The organism is Kribbella polygonati, assembly GCF_050320105.1.
Classification (GTDB): domain Bacteria; phylum Actinomycetota; class Actinomycetes; order Propionibacteriales; family Kribbellaceae; genus Kribbella.
On record NZ_CP190129.1, the window covers coordinates 4,702,925 to 4,714,817 of the forward strand.

Here is an 11,893-nt window from a genome sequence, read left to right on the forward strand (position 1 = left end):
GCCCCCGGATGGTGTTCACGGCCCCGAAAGCAGAACAGCCGGCCCCGGGAGATCCAAGGCCGGCTGTCAGCTGCTGCGGGTCAGAACTTGTAGACGTCTGACTGGGGGTCGCCGTGGCAGCGCTTGTACTTCTTGCCGGAGCCGCAGGGGCAGGCGGCGTTGCGGGGGGTGCCGGCGTACTCGAGGGTGCCGTCCTCGACCGCGTCCTGGTGCATCGCGACCTCGTCGTCGCCGTCGATGGTCGGCGCCGAGTACGTCAGCCGCTGCTGCCGGGGCTCGTTCGTCAGGCCCTTCGCGCGCAGCCGCGGCGCCTGCCGGGGGGTGTCCTGCGGGCGGGTGTCCTGCGGCCGGTCCTCGCCGTCGGCGTCCTCACCCTTGCGGGCGAACTCCGCGACCGGCGCGTTCGGCTTCAGGATGTCCTCGATCCGGCGGCCCTCGAGGCTGTCCTCGTCGGCGATCGCGGCCTCGTTCGCCAGCTCCATCTCGGCGCGCATCGCCTCGACGTCCACCTCGACGTTGAAGACGAAGCCGACCGACTCCTCCTTGATCGACTCCATCATCGAGGCGAACATGTCGTAGCCCTCGCGCTGGTACTCGACCAGCGGGTCACGCTGCGCCATCGCGCGCAGGCCGATGCCCTCGCGCAGGTAGTCCATCTCGTACAGGTGCTCGCGCCACTTGCGGTCGAGCACGCTCAGCACGACGCGCCGCTCCAGCTCGCGCATCGCCTCCTCGCCGAGCAGCTCCTCGCGCTGCTCGTACGCCGCGTGCGCCTCCTCGAGGAACCGCTCGACCAGGAAGTCCTGGGTCAGGCCGGCCTTCTCGCCGCCGGCCTCCTCGATCAGGTCCTCCTCGGTGAGCTCGGACTTGTACAGCGTCCTCATCGCGGTGAACAGCGCGTCCAGGTCCCAGTCCTCGGCGAACCCGTCCGCGGTCGCGCCCTGCACGTACCCGGTGACGGTCTCGTCGAGCATGTCCTGCACCTGGTCGCGCAGGTCGGCGCCCTCCAGCACCCGGCGACGCTCGTCGTACACGACGTGCCGCTGCCGGTTCATCACGTCGTCGTACTTGAGGATGTTCTTCCGGGTCTCGAAGTTCTGCGCCTCGACCTGGCCCTGCGCGGAGGCGATCGCCTTGGTGACGACCTTGTTCTCCAGCGGCTGGCTGTCGTCGTTGTTCCGCGACATCGCCCAGTCGACCATCTCGCGCTTGAACAGCCGCATCAGGTCGTCCTCGAGCGACAGGTAGAACCGGGACTTGCCCGGGTCGCCCTGCCGGCCGGCGCGACCACGCAGCTGGTTGTCGATCCGGCGCGACTCGTGCCGCTCGGTGCCGAGCACGTACAGGCCGCCGAGCTCGCGGACCTCGCTCTGCTCCTCCTTGACCTGCTTCTCGAACTGCTCGAGGAGCGCCGGGTACTCCGACTCGTACTGCTCGATGTCCTCGGCCGGGTCGACGCCGCGGGCCCGCAGCTCCTTGTCGGCGAGGAACTCCGGGTTGCCGCCGAGGATGATGTCGGTACCACGGCCGGCCATGTTGGTGGCCACCGTGACCGCGCCCTTGCGGCCGGCCTCGGCGACGATCGCGGCCTCCCGCGCGTGCTGCTTCGCGTTCAGCACCTCGTGCTTGATGTTCTCCTTGAGCAGCTGCCGGGACAGCCGCTCGGACTTCTCCACCGACGTCGTACCGACCAGGATCGGCTGCCCGGTCTTGTGCACCTCGACGATGTCCTTGACCACCGCGGCGAACTTGGCGTCCTCGGTGCGGTAGATCAGGTCCCGCTCCTCGACCCGGATCATCGGCTTGTTGGTCGGGATCGGCACCACGCCGAGCTTGTAGACCTTGGAGAACTCGTTCGCCTCGGTCATCGCCGTACCGGTCATGCCGGCCAGCTTGTCGTAGAGGCGGAAGTAGTTCTGCAGCGTGATCGTCGCGAGGGTCTGGTACTCCTCCTTGATCTCGACGCCTTCCTTGGCCTCGATCGCCTGGTGCAGGCCCTCGTTGTAGCGGCGGCCGTGCAGCGTCCGGCCGGTGTGCTCGTCGACGATCAGCACCTCGCCGTCGTCGACCACCACGTAGTCCTTGTCCCGGTGGAACAGGTCCTTGGCCTTCAGCGCGTTGTTCAGGTAGCTGATCAGCGGGGTGTTGGCCGACTCGTACAGGTTGTCGATGCCGAGCCGGTCCTCGACCTTCTCGATGCCGCGCTCGAGGATCGCGACCGTACGCTTCTTCTCGTCCACGTCGTAGTCGGCGACCCGGCGCTTGGTCTCGTCGATCTCCAGGTCGGTGACCCGCGGGTTCTTCTTCTTCAGCTCGGCCTCGTCGGCCAGCGTCCAGGCCTTCAGCGTGTTCGCGATCCGGGCCATCTCGACGTACCAGCGCTGCGAGTCCTCGGCCGGGCCGGAGATGATCAGCGGGGTCCGGGCCTCGTCGACCAGGATCGAGTCCACCTCGTCCACGATCGCGTAGTTGTGCTCGCGCTGGACGCAGTCCTCGATGCTGCCCGCCATGTTGTCGCGCAGGTAGTCGAAGCCGAACTCGTTGTTGGTGCCGTAGGTGATGTCCTTGCTGTACGCGATCCGGCGCTCGGCCGGGGACATCTCCGGCAGGATCACGCCGTAGTCGAGGCCGAGGAAGTGGTACACCCGGCCCATCCACTCGGCCTGGTACTTGGCCAGGTAGTCGTTCACCGTGACCACGTGCACGCCCTTGCCGGACAGCGCGTTCAGGTACGTCGGCAGCGTCCCGACCAGGGTCTTGCCCTCACCGGTCTTCATCTCGGCGATGTTGCCGAGGTGCAGCGCCGCGCCACCCATGATCTGGACGTCGTAGTGCCGCTGGTGCAGGGTCCGCTTGGCCGCCTCGCGGACCACCGCGAAGGCCTCCGGGAGCAGCTGGTCGAGGGACTCCCCGTTCTTGTGCCGCTCCTTGAACTCCGCGGTCTGATCGCGCAGCTCTTCGTCGGTCATGGTGACGAAGTCGTCCTCGATGGAGTTGACCATCTTCGCGATGCCCTGCAGCTGGCGGAGGATCTTGCCCTCGCCGATCCGCAGGACCTTGTCGACAACCTTCATGGTGGGGAGTTCACTCCTTGCTGCTGAAGCCTGGGTACGGCCGAACGCCGACAGGGCACGACCGACCCCCGCGGGAGGGCGTGCGTCCCCCATCGTACGGGGCCCGGTGTGCCAAGCCACGCCCGCAGCGTGCCTTCAGCCCCACCCGACCCACGTCCGAGCGGGGCGGAAAGTTCCCAGGATGGTCTCAGAAACCGCGGAGAGCGTCACTCAGCGCGGGCGACAGGTCACCGCCGCCGGCCACCCGGACCTGTTCCAGCCCCAGCCAGCCGGCCAGCTGGACGAGCTCCGCGGCCAGTTCGCCGGCCGTCTCCACTGGTGCCTTCGGCTCCGCGTGCGCCGACTGGACCAGCAGTACGCCGGCCGCGCGGTCCGCCTTCAGGTCGACCCGCCCGACCAGCCGGTCACCGAGCAGGAACGGGAGCACGTAGTACCCGTGCACGCGCTTGTCCGCCGGGACGTAGATCTCGATCCGGTACCGGAAGTCGAACAGGACCTCGGTCCGGGTGCGCTCGAACACCAGCGAGTCGAACGGGCTGACCAGGGCGCGGGTGTTCACCCGGCGCGGCAGCCGGGCGTCCTTGTGCAGGTACGCCGGGCGCTTCCAGCCCTCGATCCGCACCGGCAGCAACTCCCCGGCCGAGACCAGGTCGTCGATCGCCCGCAACGTCGGCTCGACGCCGGTCCGGAAGTAGTCCCGCAGGCACTGCGCGGTCGCGACCCCGTGCGCCCGGGCCGCGATCGACACCAGCCCGCGGTGCGCCTCGTCGAGCGACGGCGTCGGCGTGTCGACCACCGCGCGGGGCAGCACCCGTTCGGGTACGTCGTACAGCCGCTCGAACTGCTGGTTGCGCCGGGCGACGGTGATCTCGCCCGCGAAGAACAGGAACTCCAGGGCCTGCTTCACGTCCGACCAGTTCCAGCCCCAGTTGTTCCGCTCGCGCTCGACGTCGTCGTCGATCTCCCGGGCGGTCAGCGGGCCGTGCGCCCTGACGTCGGCCAGGACCTGCTTGACCAGGTCAGGACGCTTGCGCGCGATCGACCGCGGGCCGCCCCACGCCTCCTGCGTGGCGCGGGCCATCCGCCAGCGCATCAGCGGGTGCGTCTCGACCGGGATCAGTGAGGCCTCATGCGCCCAGTACTCGACCAGGCGGCGCGGGGACTTGCCGGCGGCGCGGTCCAGCAGGTCGCGCGGGTACGGCCCGAGGCGGGAGTAGAGCGGCAGGTACTGCGTCCGGGACAGGACGTTGACCGAGTCGATCTGGATCAGCCCGATCCGCCCGAGCACCCGGGCCAGCGCCCGCGCGTCCGCCACGCCCTTCGGCCGCGGGTCCATGAACCCCTGCGCCGCGAGCGCGATCCGCCGGGCCTGAGCCGTGGACAGCACCTGACTAGTCATGGCCGCGATTCTTCCGGCCGCCACCGACAGAATTCGTTCATCAGCTGTCCTGGACCGCTGCGACGACCAGCCGGTCGCGCAGGTCCTTGCTCGGCGGGCCGGACAGGACGCCTCGGGACCACAGCTCGTCGACCGTCCGGAAGCGACCCTGCTCCGTGCGGCTCGACACGATGGCCGCGCCGAGCTGCTGATTCAGCCCGGGCAGCGCCGCCAGCACCTCGGCCGGTGCGTCGTTGAGATCCACCGAACCGCCGTACGCGCGGTCGCCGATCACCACGGCGGCGTGGACGCTCGCCGCGGCCATGCTGATCAGCAGGACGACGACGACCGCGGCAGACATCGGATAGTCCGGATCGCCCCACCCGGGCACCCAGAAGGCGACGGCCGCACCCAGGTAGACCAGTGCGGACACCGCAAGCACCAGGCTCCGGCGCCGGACGGCCAGGACGCCGAACAGGATCACGCTGCCCACACCGAAGGTCACCAGGGGGACCGCCGCTCCGGCCAGCTTCGTCCAGACGGTCTTCCAGTTGGTTCGGGGAACACGCACCGCCGAACTCTAGCGGCGACCCAGGGCATAACTCTGGCGTTACCCAAAGTGGGAGGTGCGCTACGGATGGTGTTCGGGAGAACCTGCCAGCAGGCCGTCCGCCCGTGCGGCCCCTATCACCCTGGAGTGAGGCATGACAGGAAAGAAGTCTGTGGTCCGCGCTGCCCTCGCGGCCGGTGTCCTGACCGCGGCGTCCCTCGGAGCGGTGGCCGTGGCCGGCACCGCGTCGGCCGCGCAGGCACCCGGTGGACCCGTCAACCGGATCGTCGGCGGCACCATCGCCCACACCGCCGACGCCCCCTGGGCCATCCAGCTGTCGAACAGCGGCTCGCCCGCCGCCAGCGGTGAGTGGTGCGGCTCGACCCTGGTCAAGGCGAACAAGATCGTCACCGCGGCGCACTGCGCGCAGGAGGCGGTGTCGACGTACACCGCGATCCAGGGCCGGGACGACCTGAACGACAAGTCCACCGGCAAGGAGTCGAAGATCGCGAGCATCTGGGTGGACCCGGAGTACGGCAAGTCGCCCGCCCACGACGTCGCGGTGATGACGCTGGCCACCCCGTTCGACGGGGTCGACACGCTCGCGCTGGAGACCGACAAGGCCGCGGACAAGGCCGGCGCGGCGTCGGTCGTGTACGGCTGGGGCTCGACGGAGGGCACCGGGCCGGAGGACACCTTCCAGAAGGTCGACGTACCCGTCCTCGGTGACGACTACTGCGCCAAGGCGTACGCGAGCCAGGGCTACACCCCTGACGGCGAGATCTGCGCCGGCTACGAGCAGGGCGGCAAGGACTCCTGCCAGGGTGACTCCGGCGGCCCGCTGGTCCTCAACGGCCGCCTGTTCGGCGTCGTCTCCTGGGGCGTCGGCTGCGCGGACGCGGGCAACCCGGGCGTCTACGCCCAGGTCGCGACGTACGCCGCGGAGCTCCAGCAGCAGATTGACAGCTGACCGTCCCGACACGAAAGGGCCCGGGCGAGAGCGCCCGGGCCCGTTCTGTTGTGCTCCTCCCGAAGGCTCAGACGGACAGCCGGATGACGCCGTAGTCGTAACCGCGACGGCGGTAGACCACGCTCGGCTGGTTCTCGTCGGCGTCGACGAACAGGTAGAAGTCGTGCCCGACCAGTTCGAGCTCGTAGAGCGCCTGGTCCAGGGTCATCGGCTTGGCGGAGTGGGTCTTCTCGCGCATCACCAGCGGACCGTCGCCGGTGACCGTGAGGGATCCGTACTTGTGCGTCGCCACCTCGTCCTCGGCGACTGGTTCCTCCACTACAGGTGTGCCGTTGAGCGGCTGCTTCGCGTTCACGTGCCGGAGGCCTTCCGGCGTCCTGCCACCGTGCACCCGGCGCCGGTCGGCCGCCTTGCGGACCTGGGTCCGCAGCCGGTCCAGACAGACGTCAAAGGCCGCCGACTTGGTCTCGCCGCACGCCTCTGCGCGGACCACCGGCCCCTTGGTGTACATGGTGAGCTCGACACGCATCGCCCGATCGTGCTGTCGCGGGTTCTTCTCCTGACTGACTTCCACCTCGCAACGCAGTACCCGATGATCGACTTTCTCGATCCGCTCGAGTTTTTCCTCGACGTACTGCCGGAAGCGGTCACTGACCTCGCAGTGATGACCCTTGACAACGACGTCCACGGAAACCTCCATCGATCGGCGACTTCTTTTACGTTTCCGGACCCCCGTACTCGTGGTGACGGGTTCCGAAACGAGAACACCCGCTGTCGAACCCGTCGGACCCCGCGGCGAGGAATCCGGCTGATCCGGTCCTCCACCACTCCACTGCCCGACAAGCCCTAGCGGGTGTCATAGGCCAACGCTAGTCGGCTTCGGCGAAAACCGGTAGAGAAGTTCTCATGAACCAGACGTCCGATGCCGTGCGGTGGCGGCCAGTACGGCGCAGCCGAGCACCCGCACACCCACCGTTTCCAAGGCCCGGGCCGCCTCGGTGAGCGTGGAACCGGTGGTGATCACGTCGTCGACCAGCAGGACCGGCTGACCGATCAGCGTTTCAGCCCACGGCGAACGCGCCGCGAAAGCCCCGGCCAGGTTGGCGGTACGGCGTTCCGCGGACAGTCCGGCCTGATCGTCGGGGCGCCTGACGATCCGCAGCGCCGGCGCCGCGCGGGCGTCGATCCCCTGCCTGCACAGGGATCTGACGGCAGCCTTCGTAATCCGCCCGAGCGGGTCGTGGCCGCGCTGCCGGACCGTTGCCCGGGGCGACGGTACCGGGCACAGCCACACCGCCGTACGCTCCCCCAGCGCGGTCCGGACGGCGTCCGCGAGCAGCCGTCCGAGCGGCCGGGCGAGCGCGTACCGGGCGTGTTCCTTGTGCGCGACGATCAGTTTCCGGTGCTGATCGGCGTACGGCGCGGCCGCGGTCGGCGGCGGCAGTCCGGCGGGTCGTGGGTCCGGCCAAGCACGGAACGGAGTCACACCCGTCAGTAGCCTCCGGCAACTATCACAGAGAGTGACACCGGGCCGGTCGCAGCCCGCGCAGCGACCGCCCAGCAGCAGATCGGCGAACGCGTCCCGCACCGGCACCCCACCACGGTCCGGGACCGACCCCGGCGCCCGCAACCGCGCCGTACGGCGCCTGTGGACAACCGCGCGGGATCAGCCCGGGTACGTCGGGACGAAGGCGGGGTGGTCGCCGTTCACGTCGAAGTCGACCCAGAGCAGGTCCTTGGTCAGCCAGTGGATCCGGTCGTTGTCGTCCTGGATCACCGGCAGGGTGTCCTTGCTGACGTTCGAGACGACGTGTTCGGGCGCGAAGTTCGGCGACGAGCCGGGCAGCGGCTGCATCCCGGAGCCGTCGACGTTGACCGACCAGATCTGGCGGCGCGCCGTACCGCTGGCGCCGATGACGATGAAGCCGGCCTTGCTCCAGGCGGCGTCGGAGATGCTGGTGAGGTCGAGCTGCAGCGGCCGGAACGCCCCGAGCACGAGGTCCTTGCCGCCGTTCGTGGTCTGCACGGTCGCGGTCTCGACGTAGTTCTGCTTGGTGGCGGCGCTCTGCATCACCAGCAGCACCCGGACGCCGTCCGGCGCGATCCGCAGGGTGACCGGGGTGTCGCCCTTGAAGTCGGTCTGCACCGGGCTGAAGGTGCCGTCCTGGTTCCGGACGCGGAGCCGCGGGTGGCCCGAGTCGGCGCGGTCCAGCACCCAGAGGTTGCCCTCCTTGTCGAAGCTCGGCGGCAGCGTCTTGCCGTCGACCTTGAAGCTGGACTTCTTCTTGTCGTCCTTGCCCGGCGGGTCGAGCGAGCCGTACACGACGTCGTGCCCGTCGGAGGTGACGATCGCTCCGGCGTCGCCGAGCAGCGTGACTGCGAAGGACTGGGCCTTCGACAGCGACAACGGGCTGTTGTTCAGCGGCTGGGCGGACACGTCCGTGGAGCCGTCCTGGCCAGTGATCCGCTGCGGGACCTCCTTGAGCAGGCCGTACAGCTTGGTCATCGACGCGCCCGGCACCTGCGGGTCGAACGTGTTGAAGGTGGGGAACGGCAGCACCTCGGGATAGTCCGGGAGCAGGGGTGCGCCGCCGACGGTGATCTTGGCCCGCAGGTTGAGCTGGTTGAGCGTCCAGACGATCTGCGCCGCCAGCAGCTGCCGGTCCTGGTCACGCAGCGAGCCGGCCGTGTCGTTCAGCGCCACGTTGGCGACGCCGAGGTCGACCGGGACCGACACCTGGACCTCGGTACCGGGCGGCGCGGCCGAGACCACGCCGTTGCCGAGCCGGCTCGTCGGGCCCTTCAGCAGCTCCTGGATGATCTGGGTCGCGGCCTGTCCGGACGGCAGGTTCTGCGGCAGGTAGACCGGATCCGGGACCAGCACGTCCTTGGTCTGGTTGAAGAAGTACAGGTCGCGGGCGGCCAGCTTCAGGTCCACCTGGTTGCTGCCCAGGTAGGCGCCCTGCGGGACCGAGTCGACGCGCAGCTGGTCGTTGACCTTCTTCAGCTTGAAGAAGAAGTCTGCCTTGGCACCCGCCGGCGCCGGGATCCACTCGCCGCGGTCGTTGATCGTGGCGATCTTCTTCGCGGTCAGCTGGATGCCGTCGGCCTTGCGGGTGAGCGAGTCGGGCTGCTGGTCGTACACCACGGTCTGCGACTCGGGCTTCCAGCTGCCGGCCGCGGCCGGGGTCATGTACTGGCGGGCCACGTCGTACGCCTGGGAGTCCGACATCGCCTCCAGGAAGCCGCTGACGATCGACATGTCGCCGACGTTCGCGCGCGGGGGCTTCGCCTCGACGCCGACGCCGCCCAGGTCGGGGGCGGATCCGGCGCGCTCGCCCTGCCGGATCGTGCCCTTGGTCGGCACGGTCGCGCAGCCACCGAGCAGCGTGACCGCCAGCAGCGCCGCGAGCAGCCTGCGCTTCACCGGTCGTCACCGCCGTTCAGTTTCTGGTACGGCGCGCCCACGTCGACCAGCTCCGCGATCACCCGGCTCGCGTCCGGCGGGCGCGGTGGCAGCGGCGATCCGGTCAGCGGAACGTCGGGCCGGCGCGGTAGCGTCAGCCGGAAGTACGCGCCTTCGCCCGGCGAGCCCCACGCGTCCAGCCGGCCGCCGTGCAGGCGGGCGTCCTCGAGCGCGATCGACAGGCCGAGGCCGGTACCGCCGGTGGTCCGGGCGCGCGCCGGGTCCGCCCGCCAGAACCGGCTGAACACCATCTCCGCCTCCTCGGCCCGGAACCCGACCCCGTGGTCGCGGACGGCCACCGCCGCGGCGTCGTCGTCGTACGCCGTGCTGATCCTGATCGGCAGGCCCTCGCTGTGCTCGATGGCGTTGCCGATCAGGTTCCGCAGGATCCGCTCGATCCGGCGCGAATCGACCTTCGCCCGGCACGGCGCCTTCATGTCCAGCTCGACCGGGCAGCCCTTGCGTTCGAGCAGGGTCTCGTGGTTCTCCAGGACCCGGTTGACGATGTCGCGCAGGTCCACGTCCTCCAGGTCCAGGGCGGCCGCGCCGGCGTCGAACCTGCTGATCTCCAGCAGGTCGGCCAGCAGCTCCTCGAACCGATTGAGCTCGTTCTGCAGCAGCTCGACCGAGCGGCGGCTGATCGGGTCGAACTGGTCGCGGGTCTCGTGCAACAGGTCGGCGGCCATCCGGACCGTGGTCAGCGGGGTCCGCAGCTCGTGCGACACGTCCGAGACGAACCGGCGCTGCAGCCGGGACAGCTCCTCCAGGCGGCGGATCTGCCGCTGCAGGTTCGACGCCATCTTGTTGAACGAGACCGCCAGCCGGGCCAGGTCGTCCGTACCGCGGACCTGCATCCGCTCCTCGAGCTTGCCGGCCGCCAGCCGCTCGGCGATCCGCCGGGCCATCCGGACCGGCGTAACGACCTGCCGGGTGACCAGCCAGGCGATAGCACCGAGCAGGACGATCAGCAGCAAGCCCGCGGTCACAAGAGCGCGCTGTACGACGTCCAGGGTCTCCTGCTGCGCCGTGAGCGGGAACAGGAAGTAGATGGAGTACTTGTCACCGGTGGAGTCGATCCGGATCTGGGAGCCGATCACCAGGCCCGGGACGCTCGGGCTGTCCCGGTAGTTGATCTGCGTGTACGTGTCCCACAACTTGTCGCCGTCGCTGACCACGGACGACGCCAACGCCGGCGGAATCGAGTCACTGTCGACCAGGCCGGTGTAGCGGATCGCGTTGGATGCGGCCTGGTCGGTCGGGACCAGGAGTACGTCGTACAGCCCCGGGCGGTTCGAGCCGAGGACCAGCTCGGACAGCTGCTGGTTGACCGTGTTCCGGTTGGCGGCGTCGATCGACGCGGACAGCTGCTGCAGCTGCGCGCGTACCTCTGCCTGGGCGCTGTCCCGGCGGGACTCCAGGACACCGTCGGTGACCTGGCTCATCATCACCCAGCCGACCAGGATCAGCACCAGTGTCGACATCAGCAGGGTGCCGGTGACGATCCGTGCCTGGATCGAACGGCGCCAGATGTCCGGCCAGTGCTTCGGGTGGGTACGCCAGAGCGGCTGCGGCTGGGCAGACCAGTCCGCCGCGGCGGCCGTGAGCTCCAGCTCCGTCCCGCGGGACGCGGCCACCTCCGGCTCGGCCGGGGCCTGCTGCCCGGTACCGGGTCCGGTGCTCTGGCCGGACTCGGTCACCGCGCCGACCACCGGCTCGTCGGGGGCCGTCTGCGACTCTTGGCCGCGACCGTACTCGATCAGTCCGCACCAGCCTTGTATCCGACACCGCGGACCGTGACCACGATCTCCGGGTGCTCAGGGTCCTTCTCGATCTTGGAGCGCAGCCGCTGGACGTGCACGTTCACCAGCCGGGTGTCGGCGGCGTGCCGGTACCCCCAGACCTGCTCCAGCAGCACCTCGCGGGTGAACACCTGCCAGGGCTTCGACGCCAGGCAGACCAGCAGGTCGAACTCCAGCGGCGTCAGCTGGATCGTCTCGCCGGCCCGCTTCACCGAGTGGCCGGCCACGTCGATGGTCAGGTCGCCGATCGCCAGCGACTCCGGACCGGGCTCGTCCATCCGGCGCAGCCGGGCCCGGATCCGGGCCACCAGCTCCTTCGGCTTGAACGGCTTCACCACGTAGTCGTCGGCACCCGACTCCAGCCCGAGCACCACGTCCACGGTGTCGCTCTTGGCGGTCAGCATCACGATCGGTACGCCGGACTCGGCCCGGATCGCCCGGCAGACGTCGATCCCGTCCATCCCGGGCAGCATCAGGTCGAGCAGCAGCAGGTCCGGCTTGAACTCGCGGAACGCCGGTACCGCTTTGTCACCGGTCGCGCACAGATAGGTGTCGTAGCCCTCGTTGCGCAGCACGATGCTGAGCATCTCCGACAACGCGGTGTCGTCGTCGACGATGAGGACCCGGCCCCGCATCGTCCGGTTACCGTCTGCCAC

At 69.4% G+C, this 11,893-nt stretch carries 9 protein-coding genes; 1 reads left to right on the top strand and 8 read right to left on the bottom strand.

Annotated elements, in window-relative coordinates; genetic code table 11:
* Window positions 1–80: 80 nt before the first annotated feature.
* The 3 genes from secA to ACQHIV_RS22280 all read right to left on the bottom strand — a co-directional run bounded on the left by secA (window position 81) and on the right by ACQHIV_RS22280 (window position 5,023).
* A complete protein-coding gene (gene secA / locus ACQHIV_RS22270) occupies window positions 81–3,074 on the bottom strand; it encodes a preprotein translocase subunit SecA (protein ID WP_427884912.1) in 2,994 nt (997 codons plus the stop codon).
* A 187-nt stretch (window positions 3,075–3,261) separates the two neighbouring features.
* A complete protein-coding gene (locus ACQHIV_RS22275) occupies window positions 3,262–4,473 on the bottom strand; it encodes a winged helix-turn-helix domain-containing protein (RefSeq protein WP_427884913.1) in 1,212 nt (403 codons plus the stop codon).
* 40 nt (window positions 4,474–4,513) lie between these two features.
* Window positions 4,514–5,023: a ComEA family DNA-binding protein gene (locus ACQHIV_RS22280; protein WP_427884914.1), complete on the bottom strand. Its 510-nt coding sequence runs from the start codon at window positions 5,021–5,023 to the stop codon at window positions 4,514–4,516.
* A gap of 133 nt (window positions 5,024–5,156) precedes the next feature.
* Here ACQHIV_RS22280 and ACQHIV_RS22285 point away from each other — a divergent pair, with 133 nt between their 5' ends.
* Window positions 5,157–5,972, top strand: coding sequence for a S1 family peptidase (locus ACQHIV_RS22285; protein WP_427884915.1), 816 nt, complete (start codon window positions 5,157–5,159; stop codon window positions 5,970–5,972).
* Between the two features lie 67 nt (window positions 5,973–6,039).
* Here ACQHIV_RS22285 and hpf read toward each other — a convergent pair whose 3' ends face one another.
* The 5 genes from hpf to mtrA form a co-directional block, all read right to left on the bottom strand.
* Window positions 6,040–6,660 (bottom strand): ribosome hibernation-promoting factor, HPF/YfiA family, encoded by a 621-nt coding sequence (gene hpf / locus ACQHIV_RS22290; protein WP_344198878.1) that lies wholly within the window; start codon window positions 6,658–6,660, stop codon window positions 6,040–6,042.
* A 216-nt stretch (window positions 6,661–6,876) separates the two neighbouring features.
* Complete coding sequence (locus tag ACQHIV_RS22295) at window positions 6,877–7,458, bottom strand: ComF family protein (RefSeq protein ID WP_427884916.1); 582 nt, start codon at window positions 7,456–7,458, stop codon at window positions 6,877–6,879.
* A 180-nt stretch (window positions 7,459–7,638) separates the two neighbouring features.
* A complete protein-coding gene (locus ACQHIV_RS22300) occupies window positions 7,639–9,399 on the bottom strand; it encodes an LpqB family beta-propeller domain-containing protein (protein WP_427884917.1) in 1,761 nt (586 codons plus the stop codon).
* On the bottom strand, window positions 9,396–11,135 hold the full coding sequence (mtrB, locus tag ACQHIV_RS22305) for an MtrAB system histidine kinase MtrB (protein WP_427884918.1): 1,740 nt from the start codon (window positions 11,133–11,135) through the stop codon (window positions 9,396–9,398). Before mtrB ends, ACQHIV_RS22300 begins: the two co-directional genes overlap by 4 nt.
* A 59-nt stretch (window positions 11,136–11,194) precedes the next feature.
* The gene (mtrA, locus tag ACQHIV_RS22310) at window positions 11,195–11,872 is read right to left on the bottom strand and encodes an MtrAB system response regulator MtrA (RefSeq protein WP_380192308.1); all 678 of its coding nucleotides are present in this window, start codon (window positions 11,870–11,872) and stop codon (window positions 11,195–11,197) included.
* Window positions 11,873–11,893: the final 21 nt, after the last annotated feature.

Coding starts and splice junctions, on each gene's coding strand:
- secA (WP_427884912.1), bottom strand. CDS start 3,074: ATGAAGGTTGTCGACAAGGTCCTGCGGATCGGCGAGGGCAAGATCCTC.
- ACQHIV_RS22275 (WP_427884913.1), bottom strand. CDS start 4,473: ATGACTAGTCAGGTGCTGTCCACGGCTCAGGCCCGGCGGATCGCGCTC.
- ACQHIV_RS22285 (WP_427884915.1), top strand. CDS start 5,157: ATGACAGGAAAGAAGTCTGTGGTCCGCGCTGCCCTCGCGGCCGGTGTC.
- mtrA (WP_380192308.1), bottom strand. CDS start 11,872: ATGCGGGGCCGGGTCCTCATCGTCGACGACGACACCGCGTTGTCGGAG.